20 protein-coding genes are annotated in these 21,751 nt (G+C 71.7%); 8 read left to right on the top strand and 12 right to left on the bottom strand.

The window, feature by feature from the left end; genetic code table 11:
- Positions 1-121 precede the first annotated feature (121 nt).
- Positions 122-1,138: a hypothetical protein gene (locus AB0H21_RS01605; RefSeq protein WP_358509947.1), complete on the bottom strand. Its 1,017-nt coding sequence runs from the start codon at positions 1,136-1,138 to the stop codon at positions 122-124.
- A 355-nt stretch (positions 1,139-1,493) separates the two neighbouring features.
- Between AB0H21_RS01605 and AB0H21_RS01600 the strand changes: the two genes are divergently transcribed.
- Complete coding sequence (locus tag AB0H21_RS01600) at positions 1,494-1,610, top strand: DUF397 domain-containing protein (protein WP_358509944.1); 117 nt, start codon at positions 1,494-1,496, stop codon at positions 1,608-1,610.
- Positions 1,611-1,639: 29 nt separating this feature from the next.
- Here AB0H21_RS01600 and AB0H21_RS01595 read toward each other — a convergent pair whose 3' ends face one another.
- Complete coding sequence (locus AB0H21_RS01595; protein WP_358509941.1) at positions 1,640-2,005, bottom strand: MerR family transcriptional regulator; 366 nt, start codon at positions 2,003-2,005, stop codon at positions 1,640-1,642.
- 113 nt (positions 2,006-2,118) lie between these two features.
- Between AB0H21_RS01595 and AB0H21_RS01590 the strand changes: the two genes are divergently transcribed.
- The gene (locus AB0H21_RS01590; RefSeq protein WP_358509937.1) at positions 2,119-3,024 is read left to right on the top strand and encodes an NADP-dependent oxidoreductase; all 906 of its coding nucleotides are present in this window, start codon (positions 2,119-2,121) and stop codon (positions 3,022-3,024) included.
- A gap of 192 nt (positions 3,025-3,216) precedes the next feature.
- Here AB0H21_RS01590 and AB0H21_RS01585 read toward each other — a convergent pair whose 3' ends face one another.
- The 6 genes from AB0H21_RS01585 to AB0H21_RS01560 all read right to left on the bottom strand — a co-directional run bounded on the left by AB0H21_RS01585 (position 3,217) and on the right by AB0H21_RS01560 (position 7,324).
- Positions 3,217-4,038: a sirohydrochlorin chelatase gene (locus tag AB0H21_RS01585; RefSeq protein ID WP_358509934.1), complete on the bottom strand. Its 822-nt coding sequence runs from the start codon at positions 4,036-4,038 to the stop codon at positions 3,217-3,219.
- A gap of 122 nt (positions 4,039-4,160) precedes the next feature.
- Positions 4,161-4,889, bottom strand: a complete 729-nt coding sequence (locus tag AB0H21_RS01580) for a phosphoadenylyl-sulfate reductase (RefSeq protein WP_358509931.1) — start codon at positions 4,887-4,889, stop codon at positions 4,161-4,163.
- 86 nt (positions 4,890-4,975) lie between these two features.
- Positions 4,976-5,119 (bottom strand): Insertion element protein, encoded by a 144-nt coding sequence (locus AB0H21_RS01575; protein ID WP_358509928.1) that lies wholly within the window; start codon positions 5,117-5,119, stop codon positions 4,976-4,978.
- 37 nt (positions 5,120-5,156) lie between these two features.
- Positions 5,157-6,839 (bottom strand): nitrite/sulfite reductase, encoded by a 1,683-nt coding sequence (locus AB0H21_RS01570; protein ID WP_358509925.1) that lies wholly within the window; start codon positions 6,837-6,839, stop codon positions 5,157-5,159.
- A gap of 143 nt (positions 6,840-6,982) precedes the next feature.
- A complete protein-coding gene (locus tag AB0H21_RS01565; protein WP_358511342.1) occupies positions 6,983-7,066 on the bottom strand; it encodes a putative leader peptide in 84 nt (27 codons plus the stop codon).
- Between the two features lie 81 nt (positions 7,067-7,147).
- Entirely contained in the window at positions 7,148-7,324 is a 177-nt protein-coding gene (locus AB0H21_RS01560; RefSeq protein ID WP_358509922.1) for a hypothetical protein, read from the bottom strand.
- Positions 7,325-7,473: 149 nt separating this feature from the next.
- Between AB0H21_RS01560 and AB0H21_RS01555 the strand changes: the two genes are divergently transcribed.
- From AB0H21_RS01555 to AB0H21_RS01540, 4 genes are all read left to right on the top strand, one after another.
- Positions 7,474-8,472, top strand: coding sequence for a YihY/virulence factor BrkB family protein (locus AB0H21_RS01555; protein WP_358509919.1), 999 nt, complete (start codon positions 7,474-7,476; stop codon positions 8,470-8,472).
- A gap of 105 nt (positions 8,473-8,577) precedes the next feature.
- On the top strand, positions 8,578-9,840 hold the full coding sequence (gene glyA, locus AB0H21_RS01550) for a serine hydroxymethyltransferase (RefSeq protein ID WP_358509916.1): 1,263 nt from the start codon (positions 8,578-8,580) through the stop codon (positions 9,838-9,840).
- Between the two features lie 236 nt (positions 9,841-10,076).
- Entirely contained in the window at positions 10,077-11,177 is a 1,101-nt protein-coding gene (gene rsgA / locus AB0H21_RS01545) for a ribosome small subunit-dependent GTPase A (RefSeq protein ID WP_358509914.1), read from the top strand.
- Between the two features lie 51 nt (positions 11,178-11,228).
- The gene (locus AB0H21_RS01540) at positions 11,229-11,885 is read left to right on the top strand and encodes a phosphoribosyltransferase family protein (protein ID WP_358509911.1); all 657 of its coding nucleotides are present in this window, start codon (positions 11,229-11,231) and stop codon (positions 11,883-11,885) included.
- A gap of 159 nt (positions 11,886-12,044) precedes the next feature.
- Here AB0H21_RS01540 and AB0H21_RS01535 read toward each other — a convergent pair whose 3' ends face one another.
- The 3 genes from AB0H21_RS01535 to AB0H21_RS01525 form a co-directional block, all read right to left on the bottom strand.
- Entirely contained in the window at positions 12,045-12,356 is a 312-nt protein-coding gene (locus AB0H21_RS01535; protein WP_093171423.1) for a WhiB family transcriptional regulator, read from the bottom strand.
- Positions 12,357-12,468: 112 nt separating this feature from the next.
- Positions 12,469-13,326, bottom strand: a complete 858-nt coding sequence (locus AB0H21_RS01530; RefSeq protein WP_358509908.1) for a sucrase ferredoxin — start codon at positions 13,324-13,326, stop codon at positions 12,469-12,471.
- A gap of 581 nt (positions 13,327-13,907) precedes the next feature.
- Positions 13,908-15,494 (bottom strand): glycerol-3-phosphate dehydrogenase/oxidase, encoded by a 1,587-nt coding sequence (locus tag AB0H21_RS01525; protein ID WP_358509905.1) that lies wholly within the window; start codon positions 15,492-15,494, stop codon positions 13,908-13,910.
- A 244-nt stretch (positions 15,495-15,738) separates the two neighbouring features.
- Here AB0H21_RS01525 and AB0H21_RS01520 point away from each other — a divergent pair, with 244 nt between their 5' ends.
- Both AB0H21_RS01520 and AB0H21_RS01515 read left to right on the top strand, forming a co-directional pair.
- Positions 15,739-17,337, top strand: a complete 1,599-nt coding sequence (locus tag AB0H21_RS01520) for an FAD-binding oxidoreductase (protein ID WP_358511339.1) — start codon at positions 15,739-15,741, stop codon at positions 17,335-17,337.
- Positions 17,338-17,411: 74 nt separating this feature from the next.
- A complete protein-coding gene (locus tag AB0H21_RS01515) occupies positions 17,412-18,980 on the top strand; it encodes a metallophosphoesterase (RefSeq protein WP_358509902.1) in 1,569 nt (522 codons plus the stop codon).
- Positions 18,981-19,020: 40 nt separating this feature from the next.
- Here the strand turns inward: AB0H21_RS01515 and AB0H21_RS01510 are convergent, their stop codons facing one another.
- Positions 19,021-21,693: a protein kinase gene (locus tag AB0H21_RS01510; RefSeq protein WP_358509899.1), complete on the bottom strand. Its 2,673-nt coding sequence runs from the start codon at positions 21,691-21,693 to the stop codon at positions 19,021-19,023.
- Positions 21,694-21,751 lie beyond the last annotated feature (58 nt).

Genomic DNA, 21,751 nt, shown 5'->3' with positions numbered 1-21,751 from the left:
CCGATTTTGAGGGTGCGGGCAGCCTCGGTGATCGAGACACCGTCATCGACCAGGTGACGTAGTGTGGCCGGCTCGGCGGGGCGTGGCCGAGGTCGTAGTGTTGCCGACCGGCGGGAGGCGCTCACCGAGCTTCTGGGCGGCTGCCGAACTCGCGGAGAAACGCGTCCCGTTCCCATGTGGACAGCAGGCTCGAAGGGGTCGTGAGGTCCCGCGCGGAATCCTGGCCCTGCGAGCCGGCGGCGGGCCGGTACCGATCGGTGTCGCTGTGCCAGCGGTACGAGCCGGCAGCCCAGCCCTGGATGGCCTGGGCATGCCGCAGGGCGGCACGCTGAGTCTCAGGGTCCGCATGCAGGTCATGCAGCACTTGCGGGAGGTCCGTCTCGACGTTCTCTTCGAGCGTCCTGACCCGGCCCGTCAGGATGTGGTCAACGAAGGAGACCGCATCCTTGAGGGAGACACCGAGGAGTTCCTGGGCCACGTGCACGATGTTGTTCCTCGCGACGCCCTCGCGGACCTCCTTGGGATAGGACACGATGTCGTTGTGCAGATCGACCGTGTCCCGGAATGAGTCGATCAGCACAGTGAACGGCCGGGTGCCCCGGATGCCATCGGGGATCTCCCAGCCGAGCGAGTGCTCCATCAGTAGTGCGCTGCACCCGGCCGCCCCGTAGTCGCGGCGCATCTCGGCCTGCTCGATGAGGTCGGGAAACCGGTGGCGTTCGAGGTTCTCCGTCTCCCACAGCGATGCCTCCAGGAACCGCCGTACGGACCTGGTGTACAGCAGGCGCCACGGAATCGATGCCGAGGGCGCCGTGCGGCGCCATAGGTCGGCCAGCGCACGTTCCACAGGATGCCCGGGGGGCGGCACCAAGCCGGGTGTCATGATCGGCATGAATGCCATCAGCCGCTCGATACGTTGCAGGATCCGCTCCCGGCTACCGAGAGCTTCACACCAGGCGCCGAAGACGTCGTCCAGGCACCAGATGAGGCTGTGCCAGCCAGACAATAGCTCCAGTTCCTCGGCACAGGCATGGGGATAGGTCCAGGCGGTGAACCTGGTGAAGTCCGCCCTGTCGAAGGTCTCCGCACTCCAGCCGCCGTGGTATGAGTCGGTGCCCGGCGGCTCAAGCAGACCCACAGCGCATGCCCAGGCGCGAACTCGCGGACGGACGGCCTCCAGGTGCGGATTCACCCTCGCCTGGAACGGCATATAGAACAAGGGGAGCTGGAAGGCGTCCGTCAACGCGGCCTCCTGGATGGTGCCGTCAGTTCGAGGTCACGCCCGCTGGGGCGCGGAGCGGTGGATTGCCGGCCACTCGGCGGATCAAGGAGCGCGATATCGCCCGTGAGGCTACCGGTGAGTCCGGTGGGGAAACAAGGGTCTGGCACCAGGTAACCCGAGGTCAAAACGCCACAAGGCCCCCAAAAGGCTTACCGCCGGTTTCCGTTCCGATGTTCCTCAACCCCCGCCGCCGCGGAACCGAGGGTGGCGATTGCGTAGAGATCGCCGCCGGTACGGCCGCCATACCATCCGGGACTCCAAGCATGTCGCCGGACCTGTCCTCATGGTGTCGCGTGAGGCTTGGGCGGGGTTCGTCGAGTTGGTCTGACGCGCGTACGGTCGCGAGAGCAGCACTCGTCACTGCGTGTGATCGCAGTGAGGGGGAGGGTTCCGCGTGTTGGCGATCACAACGTCCAGCCGGTCACGCGCCGCGAGCAGGTCGATGATCCGCCGGCTGATACGGGCGCGCTCGGTCTCCAGGTGGTCCAGGAGCCCCGGGGCCGCTTTGCCGGAATCCACGCACGGCAGCACCTCACGGACGGACCTGCTCGGCAGGCCGGCGGCAAAGAGCTGCTGGATCAGCCTGACCCGAGCGACGGCGGTATCGGGATACTGACGCTGGCCTCCGGCGCTGCGGTCAGGCTGCAGAAGGTCTTGCTCCTCGTAGTACCGCAGGGCCCGGACGCTCACGCCCGCCTTCTCCGCCACCTCACCGATACGCACCGGTCCTCCGTTCTCCGGGTCGCCTGCCCGACTTGCATCTGACGTTGACGTGAGGTTTTAGCCTAGCTGACGTCGGGCTCACCGAGCCCACCGATCTGGTAAGGCAGGACACCATGCGCGCAGCCCGTTATCACGAGTACGGCGGTGTAGAGACCCTTGTGATCGAGGAAGTGCCGGACCCACATCCCGGGCCCGGTGAGATCCGCGTCCGCGTCACGGCGGCCGGCGTCAATCCCGTCGACTGGAAGGTACGCAGTGGCGCGGTACGTGAGGTGCTCCCCGTGGAGCTGCCCGCGATCCCTGGACGCGATGCCGTCGGCGTGGTGGACGAGATCGGTGACAAGGTGCGGGAGGTGAGTATCGGAGACCGTGTTTTCGGGCTGGGCGGTGTCACCGGCGCGACAGCTGAGCTGGCCGTGCTCTCGGCCTGGGCACCCGCGCCCGCCGCATGGAACGACGAGCAGGCCGCCGGTGCCGGCCTGGCTTCCGTGACCGCGCTGGCCGGCCTGGAGGTATTCGGTTCCCTCAAGGGACGCACCCTTCTCATCGAGGGCGCCGCCGGAGGCGTGGGCAGTGCCGCGGTGGAGATCGCTGTCGCGCAAGGCGCCACGGTCATCGGAACGGCCGGCGAGCACAACCACGAGTTCCTCAGCGCTCTCGGAGCAATGGCCACCACCTACGGCACCGGGCTCGCAGAACGCGTCTCTGCCCTCGCCCCGGACGGTATCGACTTCGCGCTGGACAGCGCGGCCTCCGGGTCCCTGGCCGACCTCGTCGCGATCGTGGGCGATCCCACCCGTGTGTCGACCGTCGCCGACCATGCCAACGCACCTCGCCTGGGCACGCATCTGGCCAACGCGCGCAACGACTCCGGGCTTCTGGCAGCAGCCGGGGAGCTGGGCCGACAAGGCCGCTACACACCTCGTGTCGAGCGCTCCTACCCGCTCGAACAGATCGCGGAAGCCCACGCTTACTCCGAGCGCGGGCACGTGAGAGGAAAAGTCGTGGTCCGCATCTGAGCGTCCCGCTCCGCGAAACCCGCTCCGGCGGGCCCTCGGCCGCGCGAGCCTGGCCGGCTTCGCTGCACCATCGCGCCGGATCCTCCGAACACGACCTCGCACGGCGGATCAATCCGGTCGTGCGAGGCTGGATGCGGTAATGGCACCCTTCAACGCCGTCATCGCCTGGACCCGCCGGCTATCAGGCACGCCCTAGGCCCGGCCCCGCGCCCCCGCGGCGAACGTGCGGGCGGCCCGGGCGTAGCGGTCGAGAAGGACGGTGGTCAGCTCGGGGGCGGGGCCGAGCGGGTCGGCGACCGCGCGGGCCCCGGCGCGCAGGGTGTCGCGCGTGACCTTGTCGGCGAAGTACCCGGAGGCGAGGAGGTAGAGGGCGACGACGACGTGGCGTGGCCTCCCCGCGCGCCCGCCGCCCGCCCGCGAGCCGCCGTACGAGGCCGGGCCCGCGTACGGGAGCGTCTCCGCGATGCCGTCCGGGACGGCCGGCCGAACGTCGTTCAGGAGGGCGTGGACGGCCTGGTCGGGCGTGGGGGAGGCGGCCGAGGCGTAGGCGGGGGTGACCGAGTGCCAGAGGCGGGAGCGGGCCCACGTCCGGGCCATGTCGGCGATCACCGCGTTGGCGCGGGGGTCGCTGGAACCCGCGGAGACCAGGACGACGGCGGTGTCCGGGTCGCCGATCGTCACGTCCGCCTCCGCCAGGCGCCGCTCCAGGGCGGCGATCAGCAGCGGATGCGGGCCCAGGGTCGGGCCCTGGTGGACGCGCAGGCCGGGACTCGCCGCGCGCGCCTCGTGCAGCGCGGACGGGATGTCGACGCGGCTGTGGTACGCCTCGGTGAGCAGCAGCGGCAGCACCACGGCCTCGCCCAGCCCGGCCAGGGCCTCGCCGAGCGACGGCCGCGAATGGTCCAGGTACGCTCCCAGGACCTGCAGGCCGGGCCGCGCGCGTCGCACGTCCTCCAGCAGGGCCTCCACCGTCGCCGAGGCGCGCGGGTCACGGGAACCGTGGGCCACCGCCACCAACGGCGGCGCGGGAAGCGGTGCGTGCGGCGGTACCGGGAGCGGTGCCGGCGGCGCCCCCTGAACCAGGGCGCCCCCGATACCGTACGGCGGTCTCCGTCCAGCCCGGGGCTGATCCGGGCTCAGAGGTGGATTCCGCATTCGGTCTTGCCCAGGCCGGCCCAGCGGCCGCTGCGTGGGTCCTCGCCGGGGGCGACGCGGCGGGTGCAGGGCGCGCAGCCGATCGAGGGGTAGTCGTCGTAGTGCAGCGGGTTGATGATCACCCCGTTGTCGGCCATGTAGTTGTCGACGTCGTCCTGCGTCCAGCGGGCGATCGGGTTGACCTTGACCATCTGGCGCTTGGCGTCCCACTCGACGACCTTGGTGTTCGCCCGGGTGGGCGACTCGTCGCGGCGGATGCCGGAGATCCACGCGAGGTACGGCTCCAGCGCGCGGTTCAGCGGCTCCACCTTGCGCAGGAAGCAGCACAGGTCGGGGTTGCGGCCGTGCAGGCGCGGGCCGAGCTCGCGGTTCTGCTCCTCGACCGTCCTGGACGGCTTGATGTCGATGACGTTGACGTCGTACACCTGCCGCACGGCGTCACGCGTGCCGATGGTCTCGGCGAAGTGGTAGCCGGTGTCGATGAACAGCACGTCCACGCCGGGCTTCACCCGGCTCACCAGGTCGATGAGCAGGGCGTCGCTCATCGAGGACGTCAGACACAGGCGGTCGCCGAACGTGGCCGCCGCCCAGCGGATGATCTCGCGCGCGGGCGCGTCCTCCAGGAACGCGGCGGCGGACTCGACGATGCCCCGCAGGTCCAGCACGCCGCGCTGGCGTTCCAGGCCGGTCTCTATCTCCACCAGTGTCATGACTCGCTGCTCCTCGTTCGTCAAAGTTCGCGGGGGCGTCGCCGGGCTCAGGGAGGCCCGCGGCCCCCGTCGAGAAGGTGCGCCGATCATGAGCGCACGCCGATGCCGAGAAATTTCAGCTTGAAGGCGCGGGCGCACGACCGGCAGTACCAGCCGCCATCGCCCTCATAGGGTTCGAGGTCCTCGTCGCCGCAGTACGGGCAGTGGAACGGGACGGCGCGCTCGGTCACGCCCGCCTCCCGTCCCGCCCCGGCGCCGTACGGGGGCTCACGTGAGGTCGGCCTCCTCGGCGCGCTGGACCCACTCGGCGAAGGTCTCGCCGTCGGTCTTCTGGCTCTGGAAGTTCTTCAGGACCCGCTCGATGTAGTCGGGAAGCTCGGCGGCGGTGGCCTTGAGCCCGCGGACCTTGCGGCCGAAGCCGGGGGTCACGCCGAGCGAGCCGCCGAGGTGGATCTGGAAGCCCTCGACCTGCTGGCCGGACCCGTCGGTGACGAGCTGGCCCTTCAGGCCGATGTCGGCGACCTGGATGCGCGCGCAGGAGTTCGGGCAGCCGTTGACGTTGATGGTCAGCGGGTCGGAGAAGTCCGGCAGGCGGTGCTCCAGCTCGTCGATGAGGTCGGAGGCGAGCGCCTTGGTCTCGACGATCGCCAGCTTGCAGAACTCGATGCCCGTGCAGGCCATCGTCTGGCGGCGGAACGTGCCGGGGTTGACCCGCAGGTCGGCGGCCTCCAGGTCGGCGACGAGGCCGTCCACCTCGCCCGGCGCTACGTCCAGGATCACCATCTTCTGCTCGACGGTGGTGCGGACGCGGCCTGAGCCGTGCCGCTCGGCGATGTCGGCGATCAGGTGCAGCTTGTCGCCGTCCAGCCGCCCGACCTTCGGGGCGAACCCGACGTAGTAGTTGCCGTCCTTCTGCGGGTGCACCCCGACGTGGTCGCGCCGGCCGCCGCGCGGAGGCTCGGGCGCCGGCCCGTCGGGCAGGGTGTAGCCGAGGTACTCCTTCTCCAGCACCTCGCGGAACCGCTCGGGTCCCCAGTCGTTGACCAGGAACTTGATGCGGGCCCGGTGGCGCAGCCTGCGGTAGCCGTAGTCGCGGAAGATGCCGATGACCCCGGCCCACACCTCGTGCACCTGCTCGGGCCGGACGAACGTGCCGAGGCGCTTGGCCAGCATGGGGTTGGTGGACAGGCCGCCGCCGACCCACAGGTCGAAGCCCTTCTCGCCCTGCTCGTTCACCACGCCGACGAAGGCGATGTCGTTGATCTCGTGCACCGTGCAGTGCGCGGGGCAGCCGCTCATCGCCGACTTGAACTTGCGGGGCAGGTTGGAGTACGCCTGGTCGCCGATGTACCGGGCGACCGTGTCGTCGATCTGGTCGGTCGCGTCGATCACCTCGTCGGCGTCGATGCCGGCGAGCGGGCACCCGAGCATGACGCGCGGGGTGTCGCCGCAGGCCTCGGTGGTCGACAGCCCCACGGACTCCAGGGCCTCCCAGATCGCGGGGACCGACTCGATCTCGATCCAGTGGAGCTGGATGTTCTGCCGGTCGGTGACGTCCGCCGTCCCTCGGGCGTAGGTGTTGGCGATGTCGGCGATCGTGCGGAGCTGCCGCAGGTCGAGCTGCCCGCCGTCGATGCGGACGCGCAGCATGAAGTAGCGGTCGTCCAGCTCCTCGGGCTCGAGGATCGCGGTCTTACCGCCGTCGATGCCCGGCTTGCGCTGGGTGTAGAGGCCGTACCAGCGGAAACGGCCCCGCAGGTCGGCGGGGTCGATGGAGTCGAAGCCGCGCTTGGAGTAAACGTCGATGATCCGCTGACGGACGTTGAGCCCGTCGTCGTTCCTCTTGTTCTCCTCGTTCTTGTTCAGCGGCTCACGGTATCCGAGGGCCCACTGGCCTTCGCCTCGCGGGCGCTTGTGGTGGCGGTTCGCGGGCCTGGGCGGGCTGGTCATGAGGCGTCCTTTACCGAGGATGGTCATCGGGGGCGCGAGGACGCGCGCGCAGGCCGCCGCCAGGCTCGGGGCGGAGTCCTGAGGGCAAGAAAAAAGACGCCTGTCACGCGCCCTGGCTGGCAGAAGTCAACAGCGGGCGACGGTCAACGGGCGTCACTACAGATGGCACTGCGGACACGCAGCAAGTCGACGTGGCGTCGCACGACGAGGAGCGGGTCCGCTGGCATGTACCAAACCATACCCTCCTTGTGCCGGATGTCCAATATCTGGTCCACACTCTGGATATTCCGGCCCGATGTCCGGATCCCTCAGCCGCTGCGCGGCCAGGCCAGCGGCGTCTGCGGCGGAGGAGGCGTGGTCTGGTGCTGGCAGTCGCACCACGAACCGCCCCGGCACCCCTCGTGCCGGCCCTCCTTGCACTCCTTGCAGATCACGATCTCCTTCTCCCCCCGTTCTTCGCCCTGGGACACTTCACCCCAGGTCATCGCCGTTTTCGGCCCTCCGTAACGGCTAGCATGGGAGGTTGCGATATGCGCACCGGATAGGAAGGCGTCTCACCGGGTAGACGCCACGATCGAGATCGTTCACAAGGTGGTGTCGTGGTGGAAGCGCGCAGCGACTACTTTTGGGTGCCATGACGTCCACAGGCGCGCCCGCCCGGTCGTCCGATCCTTCGCGGCGGGCGGCCCGATGGAGGCTGGTCAGAGCCAGGGCCAGGCGCAACGCGATGGCCGGCCTCGCGTCGCTGCGCGGCGCGCGGGCCTTCGAGTCCCGGCTCTGGGTGCTGGCGCGCGCCACCACGGTCGCCGGCTTCAACTACCGCGTGACGGGCCTGGCGGGCGAGGCCGCGTTCTTCGCGCTGCTGTCGCTGCCGCCGTTCGTGCTCGGGCTGATCGGCCTGCTCGGCCACCTGAGCGGGATCCTCGGGCCGGGGACGGTCGCCGAGACGCGCGGGTGGGTCCTGGAGCAGGCGCAGTTGCTGTTCACCGGCAACACGATCGACCGCGTGGTGCGCCCGCTGCTCGACGACGTCCTCAGAGGCGGGCAGGTCTCGCTGATCTCGGTGGGCTTCCTGCTCGCGCTGTGGTCCGGCTCCCGGGCGCTGTTCGTCTACGTCGACCTGATCTCCATCGCCTACGGGCTGGGGGAGGCGCGCAGCATCATCCGCACGCGCATCCTGTCGTTCGGCCTCTACCTGGCGGCGCTGGTGATCGCGCTGATCGTCATCCCCGTACTGGTCGTGGGCCCCACCCTGCTCTCGGAGGCCTTACCGCAGTACAGCGGCATCGTAGGGGTCCTGTACTGGCCGGTCGTGATCGTGAGCTCGGTTCTGGTGCTCACGCTGCTGTACCACGTGAGCGTTCCGGTGCGCACGCGCTGGTGGCGGGAGGTTCCCGGGGCCCTGCTGGCGTTGCTCATCTGGATCGCCTGCGCGGCCGTGCTGCGCGAGGTGCTGGCCGCGTGGTTCAGCCCGCTGTCGATCTACGGCTCGCTGGCGGCGCCCATCGCGGTGCTGCTGTGGCTGTACATCACGGCGCTCGCGGTCCTCATCGGCGCGACGCTCAACGCCGAGGTCGACCGCCTGTGGCCGGGCGGCGTCAACGCCAGAAACGCCGAGTCCGCTATCGTCTGACGCGACGTGACCGGCGCGTCTGGGTGGACCACCACCAGGGAGCGAACAGGGCGGGGGCCGGGCGCCTGGGTCTCCGCCGGATCCAATCCAACGAAGGGTAGGGCCATGAGTTCTCTTGCCGACGTCGACCCGGAGATCGCCGAGTTGATCAGGGCGGAGGAGCGGCGCCAGGCCGACACCGTCAAGCTGATCCCCTCGGAGAACTACGTCTCCAGGGCCGTCCTCGAGGCGACGGGCACAGTCCTCACCAACAAATACTCCGAGGGCTACGCGGGCAAGCGTTACTACGAGGGCCAGCAGGTCATCGACCAGATCGAGACCGTGGCCATCGAGCGCGCCAAGGCCCTGTTCGGTGTGAACCACGCCAACGTCCAGCCGTACTCCGGGTCGCCGGCCAACCTGGCGATCTACCTGGCGTTCCTGAACCCGGGCGACACCGTCATGGGCATGGGACTGCCGTTCGGCGGTCACCTGACCCACGGCTGGTCGGTGTCGGCGACCGGCAAGTGGTTCAACCCGGTCCGCTACGGCGTGCGCCAGGACACCGGCCGCATCGACATGGACGAGGTGCGGGCCCTCGCGCTGGAGCACCGTCCCAAGCTGATCTTCTGCGGCGGCACCGCGATCCCGCGCACGATCGACTTCCCGGCCTTCGCCGAGGTCGCCCGTGAGGTCGGGGCCGTGCTCGCCGCGGACATCGCGCACATCGCCGGCCTCGTCGCCGGCGGCGCCCACCCCTCGCCGGTGGGCCACGCCGACGTCATCTCGACCACCACGCACAAGACGCTGCGCGGCCCGCGCGGCGCCATGCTGATGGCGAACGACGACGAGCACGCCAAGGCGCTGAACAAGGCGGTGTTCCCGGGCCTGCAGGGCGGCCCGCACAACCACACCACCGCCGCCATCGCCGTGGCGCTGCGCGAGGCGGCCGGGGACGACTTCAAGGCTTACGCCCGGCAGGTCGTCACCAACGCCAAGGCCCTGGCCGAGGAGCTCTCCTCGCGCGGGTTCGAGCTGGTGTCCGGCGGCACGGACAACCACCTCATCCTGATCGACCTGACGTCCAAGGGCGTCGCGGGCAAGCCCGCCGCGCAGGCCTTGGACCGCGCCGGTCTGGAGACGAACTACAACACCGTCCCGTTCGACCCGCGCAAGCCGTTCGACCCCTCCGGCCTGCGCATCGGCACGCCGTCGATCACCAGCCGCGGCATGGGCGAGGCCGAGATGCGCCAGATCGGCGCCTGGATGGACGAGGTCGTCACCGCCCTGGCCAAGGGCGACGCGGACGCCGCCGACAAGGTCATCGCGCGCGTTCACGGCGAGGTCAGCGACCTGACCTCCAAGTTCCCGGCGCCCGGCCTGGCCTGACCGCCCGGCGGCGGCAGGGGTGCCCCCGCCGTCGTGTGACGCGCCGTAAATGAGTTGCCCCGCGAGGCCGGGCCCGCGATACAGTGGGCCCGGCTTCGCCGCTTCGTCAGGAGGCGGCCACGACACCCGGGAGGTGAGGACTATGCGGGTCTTTCTAAGCATGCCCGAGTCCGTTTTCTCCTGGGTGCCGTCCGCGCGCTGAAGCCGCGGCACCCGTTCCCGAAGGGTGCCCTGAGTTGACCACTCCTGGTCTCGATCTTTCTTCTCTCGGCTGGAACGAGTCCCTCGCGGCCGAGCTCCCGGGCGGTGCCGTCCCCGCCCGCGTCGCGCGCGTCGATCGCGGCGCCGCCGACGTCATCACCGCCGACGGTCACCACCACGCCGCCTACGGCGCCCGGCTGAGGCGCGCGACGGCGGAGGACCCGGTGAACCTGCCCTGTGTGGGCGACTGGGCGGCGCTCACGCTGCTGTCCGAGGGCCGCTACGAGCTGGACTCGATCCTCCCGAGGAGGACGGCCTTCGTCCGCGGCGGCGTCGCCCGCGACTCGCGTGGCGGCCTGTCCGGCGACTCCAAGGGACAGGTGCTGGCGGCCAACGTGGACGTGGTGTTCGTCGCCGAGCCGTCCATGCACGCCTCCGACTTCGCCGACCTCGGCCGCGTCGAGCGCCTGCTCGCCCTGGCCTGGGAGAGCGGAGCCGAGCCGGTCGTGCTGATCACCAAGGCCGACCTGGTCGGCGAGCACCTCGCGGACCTGCTCGGCGACGTCGCCGCCGCGGCGCCGGGGGTGGCGCTGCACGCCGTCTCCTCGCTCACGGGGGAGGGGGTGGAGGTCGTGCGCGGCCATCTCGACGGGGCGCGCACGGCCGTGATCCTCGGGGCGTCCGGAGCGGGCAAGTCCACGCTCGTCAACGCGCTCGCCGGCGGGGAGGTCATGGAGACGCAACGGGTCCGCGCCGGCGACGGCCGGGGACGGCACACCACCGTCCACCGCGAGCTGATCCCGCTGGCCGGGGGCGGGCTGGTCATCGATACGCCCGGGATCCGCCGCGTCGGCCTGTACGAGATGAGCCAGGGCGTCGACATGGTGTTCTCCGACATCGAGGAGCTCGCCGAGGACTGCCGGTTCGGCGACTGCTCCCACGAGAGCGAGCCGGGCTGCGCCGTCCTCGCGGCGCTGGAGTCCGGTGAGCTGCCGGAGCGGCGCCTGGAGAGCTGGCGCAAGCTCCAGCGGGAGGCGAACTGGATGGCGAGCCGCACCGACGCCCGGCTCCGGGCCGAGCAGACGCGCCAGTGGAAGATCATCCACAAGTCGATGCGTGGGCGGTCACGGCCCTGACAGGGGCGGGCGTCCCCGCTTGCATTTCAGGTCAAAGGGTACGAAAGGTGCATGAGCGCTTCCCGGCGCGTGTCCCTTCCGTTCGCCGACCGGGAGCAGGCGGGGACGCTGCTCGCCGAGATCCTCGCGGACGCGGGGCTCGCCGACCCGGTGATCCTCGCCCTGCCGCGCGGGGGTGTGGCCGTGGCCGGGCCGATCGCCGAACGGCTGCAGACGCCGCTGGAGGTCCTGGTGACCCGGAAGATCGGCCACCCCGTGCAGCCGGAACTGGGCCTCGGCGCGATCGCCGAGGGCGGGGATCCGGTGTTCGACCAGGAGATGCTGCGGCGCCTGGAGATCGACGAGGACGATCTCGCCCCGATCGTCGAGCGGGAGCGGCGGGAACTGGCCCGGCGGGTCACGGCCTACCGGGGCGAGCGTCCGATGCCCGCTCTGGCGGGACGGGACGTCGTCGTGGTGGACGACGGGCTCGCGACGGGCGGGACGGCACGCGCGGCACTGCGCGCCGTCCGGCGGTCCGGACCCAGGAGGGTGGTGCTCGCCGTGCCGGTCGGGTCATCGAAGACGGTCACGGCGCTTCGGGACGAGGCGGACGAGGTCGTGGTGCTCTCCACGCCGCCGGGCTTCCACGCGGTCGGTCAGTGGTATCTGCGGTTCGAGCAGTTGACCGACGCGGACGTCCTCCGCCTGCTACGGCAGGGGCGGTGAACGGGATTCTTCGCCTTCATCGGGAATCGGGGGGAAACGCCGGGCGCCCCCCGTCGCCGGGAGGGACCCGCATGATCATGCGGCAATTTCGGCCCTGGAGGCGTACAGGAGCGGAAAAGCCGCATGATCACGACGTGGCGGAAAAGTGCCGGTGGAGGTTCAGGCAGCACTGATGCCGGCGCTGGCGGCACGCCGCATGCGCCGACGACGCTCGGACGCGCGCTCGTCCTCGTTGAGCCCGCCCCACGTGCCGTACTTCTCGGGACGTGAGAGGGCGTAGTCGAGGCACTCCGCGCGGACAGGGCACTGGGCGCAGATGGCCTTGGCCTTGCGCTCGCGAATGTCGCGCTCCGGCTGACGCTCGCCGTCAGGACCGAAGAACAGCACAAGGTCCTCTCCCCGGCACGCGGCATCATCCTGCCAACCCCAGCTGGGGCGCGGGCGGGCGATCTGCCGACGTACCTGAGACATGAGAAACCACCTTAGGTGAGATGTATTTCGGGTTTGTGCCGCTTTGGACGCGTATGGCGTCCTCCGTTCCAACGCCGAATAGACCCGTGGTGTTCCCGGCCCGGTAGGGACCTCAGGTCAGAACGGGCGCGCCGCACTGGAGACGCTCCAGCGCGACCGGCCTGTAGGTCATGATCGTGTCGGCGCATGCCATGCCGCACGGCGCGAACACCGTACGTTCGACCACAACCCGGAACCGGACGTCCCCGTGGCGCACAATCGCCTCGGTGACGTCACCGTCCGACCTGGTGGATTCCACGGCCACTCCGCCTACCGACAACTCGCCCGTATGAGCCCGGACGAAATGTTCGGCGGCCTGCGATGGCTCAGGGATGCCTGCGCGTCCCCGGAAACGGTCAAGGACTACCTCACCGCACCGGTACGCGTTTGCCGCCGCGATCGCAGCAGCCTGAGACATGCTGCCGTAGTAAAGCCCGTGTGGCAAGCACACAAGGTTAGCGGCGTATCGATCGCCGCCCACATGAGTGGTTTCCCACACTCTTCCCGGCTGGCTCTCACCCAAAACCCGCGCGAGGGGGAGACCGATGCGGGCACAACACGCATTGCGCTTGGCATGCGTGCAGACCAGGAACACCGGCTCCTTCACCAGTATGCAGGACTCGGGCACCACTCCGCGCACGAGAGATCCCAGGTCAAGATCTCTGACGTCCTCGAACCGGCCCTCGGCGAGCCACGGCGTCTGGGATGTGGTATCGGCCACCATCACATGGCGGGGGCTCGCGGTGGCGTTGCGGCGGCCGGGACGCCGGATGAGCTGCGGACGAACGCCCATTTCGGTCGCCCGCGCGATCAGCGCGTGGACGTCCTCAGGTAGGTCGCACTCGGGCAGATGGGACGCCCATGGGCCGGTGTGCTCGATGAGCAGCCAGAACCGCGCGCCCACGGTCGCGCTGGCGAGCGTCGGCACCATTCCCGCATGGCATCCGTCCGGGTGGTCACAGCCCCGGGCCCGGTCCTCCGTCACATAGCCCCCTTAGACACTTAGGTAAGACTAACCTAAACGGTCACGCCGGTATTCCGAGAGTCCGGACCGGGCTGGGGGTCCCCTTGGCGGCCCTGGGGTGCAACGGGCGATCACCTGTGCGGCCCTCCGGCGGGCTCATGGGTGTGAGATTAATCACGTTCCCAATTCCCTAGGTCGGGTTGCCGTGCCCGCCCACCTGTGACTAGAGCCCCGCCCACGCCCCTTCCCCCAGCTCACACCGCCCGCCCCCGGCCACCACCTCTCCGCTCACCCACCGCCAGGACAGGGGCCACCCCCGCCCGACTGTGGGCCGTAGGTTCCCCTGTCCGGGCCCCGCCCCCGCCCCCGGGGGCCTCCCTTCAGCGGAGGAAGGCGATCCCGCACCCCCGCGAGCCCGCCCACCACCCCCCGGGATCCGCGCTGGTTCCGCCTGAGGCGTGTGTTTCCACCGGCGCCGCGTCGGCGGGGAGGGACGTCGGCGGTTCCGGCGCCTTTTTCGGTGAGTCCCCCGGTACGCGCTCGGGGAATCAGGTGGTGTGGTCGCGGAGGAGTTGTTCGGCTACGGGGAGGGCCGCCGCGCGGTCTTCGGGGATCAGGCCGATGCGGGTGCGGCGGTCCAGGAGGTCGCCGGCGTCCAGGGCGCCTTCGTGGCGCACCGCCCAGATCAGTTCGGCCGTCGTGACGCCCGTCGGCAGCACCCGCGCGGCCGACGGATCGCGTAGCGCCAGCTCATGGACGGCGCGAGCCTCCGAGCCGTACCGCTCGGCCAGCCGGGCGGGCACGCCGTCCCTGTCCGGCCGCGTCTCGTACGTGCCGCCGTCCCGCCGTGGCCGGCGCGCGTGACCTTCGGCGTCTGCCCTGGGCGGGTTCGCGTGATGGCCGGCGGCGCCCACCAGGGGCAGGTGCGCCGTGCGGCTCGGCGGGGCCGCGGGGAATGCCGCGTCGACCGCGTCGCGGGCCATGGCGCGGTAGGTGGTCAGTTTTCCGCCGACGATCGTCACGACGCCGTCAGGAGCCCTCAGGACCGTGTGCCTTCGCGAGAGATCGGCCGTGCGCCCTTCGCCCGTCAGCAGCGGCCTCAGGCCCGCGTAGGCCCCTGCCACGTCCGCGCGGGCGATCGGCGTCTCCAGAACCGAGTTCAGGACGCCGAGCAGGAAGGCGATGTCCGCCTCCGGCGCCTCGGGGACGTCCGGGACGGGGCCGTCCACCGGCTCGTCGGTCAGCCCGACGTGGACGCGGCCGTCCGGCTGGGGGAGGACCAGCGCGAAGCGTGCCGTCTCGCCGGGGATCGGCACGTGCAGCCCGGCGCGCTGGTCGCCGAGCGCTCCCGGCCGCAGCACGAGGTGGGTGCCCCGTGAGGGGCGCAGGGACACCGAGGCCGTCAGCCCGCCCGCCCACACGCCCGCCGCGTTGACCACCGCGCGGGCGCGGATCGCGAACGTCTCGCCCGTCAGTTCGTCACGGACCTCGGCGCCGTCGCCGGCCAGGGCCAGCGCCCGGCACCGCGTCAGGACGCGCGCGCCGTGGGTGGCGGCCGTCCGGGCGATCGCGACCACCAGCCGCGCGTCGTCGGTCACCCGGCCGTCGAACGAGACGAGCCCGCCGCGCAGGCCGCCGGCGCGCAGGGCGGGCGCCAGGGCGCGGGCGCGTGCGGCCGTCACGCGGGAGGGGCCGGGCAGCGTCGCGCGCGGCGTCCCCGCCGACGCCCGCAGCAGGTCGCCGAGACGGTACCCCGCCATGATCACGGCGGCCTGGGCGCGGGAGACGTCCGGGGTGAGGGGCAGCAGGTACGGCCGGGCGCGCACCAGGTGCGGGGCCGTGCGCGTCAGGAGCACCCCCCGCTCGACGGCGCTCTCGCGCGCCACCCCGACCTGGCCCCTGGCGAGGTAGCGCAGCCCGCCGTGGATCAGTTTCGAACTCCACCGCGAGGTGCCGAACGCCAGATCGTGGGCGTCGATCGCCGCGACGGACAGCCCCCGGGACGCCGCGTCCAGCGCCACGCCCGCCCCCGTCGCCCCCAGCCCCACCACCAGCAGGTCGACGACGGCGCCGTCACGGACCTCCGCCAGTTCGCGCGCCCGCCGCGCCGCGTTGAGCGAGGACCCGGCGACCACGCCGTGGTCCGGTGAGCGGCGAGGGTCGGACGAAGCGACCGGGCGGGCGGGCTCACGGGAGACAGGGCGGGAGGGCTTCGAGGAGGCCGGCGCCAAGGCCGAGGGGGAGGGCCGCGGAGGGTCCGAGGGGGTTGGAACGGAGGTCACGGAGTTGTACCTTCCGGCGGGGTGCCCGGACGTAGCGGGACGGATCGCGCGTGTCACAGTGTAGGGCGTGGAAACCCCCGACACCGCGGCCGAACCCATGCTCTGGTCCGGCTGGGGCGACCCCGCGAAGGCCGCCGCCCTGCCCGACCCCGTGCGCAAGCTGCTGCGCGACCTGCTCGGCGTGCGCGAGCCCGCCGCGCCCCCCGCCACGTTCGGCGAGGTCAGGCTGCACCCCGGGGCACTGTCCGCGCAGGTGTCCGACGCCCTGTGCGCGGCGGTCGGCGCCGAGCACGTCCGGACCGACGACGACACGCGGATCCGCCACACCCGGGGCAAGTCCACCCCCGACCTGCTGCTGATGCGCGCGGGCGACGGCTCGGACTCGCCCGACGCCGTGGTGCTGCCCGGCTCGCACGAGGAGGTCGTGGAGGTCCTGCGGGTGTGCGCCCGCCATCGCGTCGCGGTCGTGCCGTTCGGCGGCGGGACCTCGGTGGTGGGCGGGCTCGTGGCCACCCGCCAGGGGTACGCGGGCGTGATCGCCCTGGACCTGGCCCGCCTCAACGGGCTGCTGTCGGTGGACCCCGAGTCCATGGTCGCCGACGTCCAGCCGGGGCTGCGCGGCCCGCAGGCCGAGCATCTGCTCGCCGGGCACGGGCTGACCCTCGGCCATTTCCCGCAGTCCTACGAGTACGCCACGCTGGGCGGGTTCGCGGCGGCGCGCTCCAGCGGCCAGGCGTCGGCGGGGTACGGCCGTTTCGACGACATGGTGGTGGGCCTCACCCTCGCCACCGCCCACGGCACGCTGGACCTCGGTCGGGCGCCCAAGTCGGCGGCGGGCCCGGACCTGCGCCAGCTCGTCCTCGGCTCCGAGGGCGCGTTCGGCGTGATCACCTCGCTGCGCCTGCGGGTGCGGCGCGTCCCCGCCGAGAAGGTGTACGAAGGCTGGCGGTTCGCGTCGTTCCAGGAGGGGACGGCCGCGCTGCGCCGCCTCGCGCAGGACGGGCCGATGCCCACGGTTCTGCGTCTGTCGGACGAGGCCGAGACGATGGTCGGCCTGGCCAAGCCGGGCGAGATCGGCGGCTTCCAGACCGACGCCGGCTGCCTGGCCGTCCTCGGGTACGAGGGCGAGACCGGCGAGGTCGCCCACCGCCGCGAGCTGACCGCCGCCACGCTGTCGAACCTCGGCGGCGTCTACCTGGGGCCGGAGCCGGGCGAGGCATGGGCCCGCGGCCGGTTCAGCGCCCCGTACCTGCGCGACGCGCTGCTGGCGGCGGGCGCGACCGTCGAGACGCTGGAGACGGCCTGCTTCTGGTCGGGCATCCCCAAGCTCTACGACGCCGTGCGCATGGTGCTGGGCGCGGCTCTCGTCACCTCGTCCGGCTCCTCGGCGCAGCCCACGGCCCCGCTGGTCATGTGCCACATCTCCCACGTGTACCCCACCGGCGCCTCGCTGTACTTCACCGTCGTGACCGCGCAGACCGCGGACCCGCTGGCGCAGTGGGCCATCGCCAAGCGCGCGGTCAACGAGGCGGTCGGGCTGGCGGGCGGCACGATCTCGCACCACCACGGCGTCGGCAGGGACCACCGGGCCGCGTACGCCACCGAGATCGGTGAGCTGGGCGTGGAGATCCTTCGCGCGGTCAAGGACCGCCTCGACCCCGAGGGCATCCTCAACCCGGGCGTCCTGATCCCCTGATCTTCGCCGGACCGGTCCGTGTTCGTTAGGGAATCCGGTGTACGGCCGGGGAAGATCACGGCGAAGATAGGGGCATGGTCGATGTGGATCGGGCCGCCGAGGTCGGCAAGCGCGTCAGCTCACGGGTCTCCGAAGAGGGCGCGGGCTGGTCGTGCCGGCAGATCGGGACGTTCCAGGCGCTGCGCCCGAGCGGCAAGAGCTTCTCCTGGCTGAAGCCCGCCACGCTGTGGCGCTCGCGCAACGAGATCCTGGCGCTGCTCTTCGGCGACCCGTCCAACGGCGTGCGCGGGCGCTGGATCGCCGCGCGAAAGGAGCAGGGCGCCGACCCCGATTTCCGCATCAAGCCGCAGGTCGGGGACGAGTACAGCTTCCTGATCGTCGGTGACACCGGCGAGGGCGACGCCTCGCAGTACGCCGTCGTGCCGGGCCTGCTCAAGATCGGCCAGGGGACGGCCTTCGCGGTCATCGCCAGCGACGTCATCTACCCGACCGGCTCCGGCAACGAGTACGGCGACAAGTTCTTCCGCCCGTACCAGGACTATCCCGCGCCGATCTACGCGATCCCCGGCAACCACGACTGGTACGACGGGCTCGGCGGCTTCATGCGCGTCTTCTGCGACGCCCCCGCGCTCAAGGCCACGCGCATGGGCTTCTCGCTGTCGCCCGCGGGCCTGCGCGGGCTGCTGTGGAAGAAGCCCGAGACCATCGACGAGGCCAGGCTGGCCGAGGCCCGCACCCGCCGCTCGCGCCCGGAGCAGCGGGCGACGCAGCCTGCGCCGTACTGGGTGATCGACCTGCCCGGCCTGCTGCTCGTCGGCATCGACACCGGCATCCGGGGCACGATCGACCGCGAGCAGGGCGAATGGCTGCGCCGGGTCTCGGCCGACCCGCGGCCCAAGGTCCTGATCACCGGCAAGCCGATCTACGACCGTAACGCCTACCACCCGTGCCCGATCGACGGCGGAGGCACCGTCGACGAGATCGTCCGCGACCCGGCCTCCAACTACGTGGCGGCGATCGGCGGCGACACCCACAACTACCAGCGCTACCCGGTCACGGCGAACGGGCGCGTCATCCAGTACATCGTCTCCGGTGGCGGCGGGGCGTTCATGCACGCGACCCACACGATCCCGCGTGTGGACGTCGGCGGGGTGCGCGAGGACGACTTCCGGTGCTACCCGCTGCGCGGCGACTCGCTGTCGTTCTACAGCAAGCTCTACCGCGAGCGGCTGCGCATGCCCTGGCTCTACCTCACGCCCGACGAGGGCCTGGTGCTGATGTCCCGCCAGATCGGCAACACCCCGCCCCGGAAGCCCGGCACAGGAGAGGGCGGCCCGGACGGCTCCCCGCCGGCCGCCGCGAAGCCGATGAAGATCACCGCGCGCATGAAGTGGGCGGCGCGGGTGCTCGGCGGCTGGCCCATGCCGTTACGCCTGCCCGTGGGGCGCACCTTCCACCGCTACTTCTCGGAGCTGTCCGACTGGGACACCCCGCCGTTCTTCAAGAGCTTCCTGCACGTCTCCGTGGAGGCGGGCGACCTGCGCATCCGCTGCTTCGCCGCCACCGGCTGCCTCCCCCAGGAGGTCGACCCGCCCCTGGAGGACGAGATCATCATCCCGCTGACCCCGCACGCCGCCGTGTGAGGCCACAAGAGGCCCGCAGGAGGCGGCCCTCACACCCGGACTACAGGACCTTGAAGGTGTTCCACAGGACGGACATCGTCTGGCGGGTGTCCGGCTGGTCCCATTCGGCGTCGGGGGCGGTGAACGTGACCTCGTACGCCGTGTCGCCGTCCACCGAGACGTGCCGGGTGACGGCGTGCGTGGTCACGTTGTTCAGCGCGGTGTAGGTGTACTCCCAGACGCTCGACTCCCACGTGTCGTCCCCGAACGAGGAGGACTCCAGCCGGATCTGCGCGTAGTCGGTGAGCGTGGCCTCGTCCTTGGCCGTGGTGAGCGCGCCGAGGCCGTCGTCCTTGGTGGCGGGGACCTTCTTCACCTGGACGCGGCGGCCCGAGCTCTTCGGTCCGAGGTAGGTCACCGCCTGGTTGGAGGCCGAGACCGTCCAGTCCTGCGGGACGGCGACCGACGTCCCGGCGCCCGTCCGGGCCTTGAAGCCGGAGGGGATCTCGGTGGTGGCGGGCGAGGCGTCGGGCTCGGTGGAGGTGGACGGGTCCGCCGGGCCGGAGGCGACGGGGGCGCCGGCGTCCGGAGGGGCGGCGGTGTCGTCGCGGGGCGCGGAGGAGGTCGGCCACAGCACGAACAGCAGGGCGGCGACGACGCCGACGATGCCGACCCCGGCAAGCACGAGCAGCACGGGGGAGCGGCCCTCGCGGGTGTCGTCATCGGCGGCGGCGCGGCGGCGCGGCCCGTCCAGCTCGTCGGAGCGGCGCGCGCCGGAGGGCTTGCGCCGCGGCCCGAAGGGGTTGTCGCTCGCGATGTCCTTGGCCAGGCGGTCGGCCAGGTCGGGGGAGGTGGACTCGGGCCAGACACGCGAGTCCGGCGTCCCCGCCACCAGCGCGTCGCGGGGCGAGCGCGGGGCCGTGTCGAACTGCGCGCCCGGATGGGACTCCGCGGGCCTCCTGAGCGCGTCGTACCGGTCCGCCTGCGGCCCTGAGTTGCTGCGCAGCGCGTCATAGCGGTCCGCCTGAGGTCCCGAGCCGCTGCGCAGGGCGTCGTACGGGGTGCCCTGAGGTCCTGAAGTGCTGCGCAGCGCGTCGTAGGGGTCGGCCGGCTGCGGGCCCGAGGGGCTGCGCAGCGGGTCGTACGGGCTGCTCTGAGGTCCTGAAGTGCTGCGCAGCGTGTCGTAGGGGTCGGCCGGCTGCGGGCCGGATGTGCTGCGCAGCGCGTCGTACAGGTTCGGCTGAGGCCCCGAGCCGCTCCCGAGGACGTCGTACGGCGTCTGCTGGGGGCCCGAGGAACTGCGCAGCGCGTCGTACGGGTCGGCCGACTGCGGTCTCGACGGGCTCCTGAACGGGTCGAACGCGCCGCGCTGGGGCCCGGAGGAGCTGCGGAGCGCGTCGTACGGATCCGCCGGCTGCGGCCCGGAGGGACTGCGCAGCGCGTCGTACGGGTCGGCCGGCTGCGGGCCGGAGGTGCTCCGGAGCGCGTCGTACGGGTTCGGCTGGGGCCCCGAGGCGCCGCCGGGCATGTCGAAGGGGCCGGACGTGCTCTTCAGCGCGTCATACAGGCCTGACTGAGACCCGGAGGTACCGCGCGGTGAGTCGAAGGAGCCCGCCGGAATCCCGCCCGAAGGGCTCTTCAGCGCGTCATACGGGCCGCGCTGCGCGTCCGTGCCGCCGTCCAGGGCGTCGTGCCCGGGCTCCGGGTGGGACGGCACGCGCACCGGCCCCGACGGGGTCTCGATGATGCGCGAGGGCAGCGGCCCCGACGGCGGGTCCAGCGGCGGCAGCATGTGCGCGGGCGTGGAGTCGCCGGGTGTGGGCAGCGGCGCCGCCAGCGGACGCTCGCCGTGGCGGATGGGCGGCAGGCCCGACCCGTGGCTGCGCAGGACCCGTTCCAGCAGGTCGGCGGCCTGGGCGGCGGGCATGCGGTCGGCGGGGTTCTTGCGCAGCAGGCCCTCGACGACGGGTAGCAGCGCCCCGGCCCGCTGCGGCCGGTTGGGCTCCTGGGTCAGCACCGCGCCGAGGACGGCCACCGCGTCCGGCCCCTCGTAGGGTGGGCGGCCCTCGACGGCGGCGTAGAGCGTGGCGCCGAAGGACCACAGGTCGGCGGCGTGCGTGATCGGACGGCCCTGCAGCCGCTCCGGCGGGATGTAGGCGGGCGAGCCCATCAGCAGGCCGGTCTGGGTGATCGTGACGTCGCCCTCGATGGCGGCGATGCCGAAGTCGGTGAGCACCACGCGGTCCGCGGTGAGCAGCACGTTCCCGGGTTTGACGTCCCGGTGCAGAATGCCTGCGGCGTGCGCGTGGCGCAGCGCGTCCAGCACGCGGACGCCGATCTCGGCGGCCTGTACGACGGGCAGCGGCCCGCTCTGGCGTACGGCCTGCTCCAGCGACCAGGCGCGGACCAGCTCCATGACGATCCAGGGACGGCCGTCCTCCTCGACGACGTCGTGGACGGTGACGATGCCGGGGTGGCTGAGCCGGGCCGCCGACCTGGCCTCGCGCAGCATGCGCCGGTGGGCGACCTGCTTGCCCGCCTGGTCGAGGCCGAACGGAAGGATCAGCTCCTTGACGGCGACGTCGCGGTCGAGCAGCACGTCGTGCGCGTGCCAGACCATGCCCATGCCCCCACGCCCGACCGGCGAGAGCAGGCGATACCGCCTTCCCACCAGCCGGCCCTGACCCTCCGGCGCGACCCCCGCGCCGCCCAGCGGGCTCCGTCCCTCAGGCATGGAGGGCAGCCCCCCAAGCGCGCGATCCGTCGTCATACCGCGGTCCCCAATTCAGGCT

This window comes from Sphaerisporangium sp. NPDC051011 (assembly GCF_040653595.1).
Taxonomy (GTDB): Bacteria; Actinomycetota; Actinomycetes; order Streptosporangiales; family Streptosporangiaceae; genus Sphaerisporangium.
This window is presented reverse-complemented; position numbering and strand designations above follow the sequence as displayed.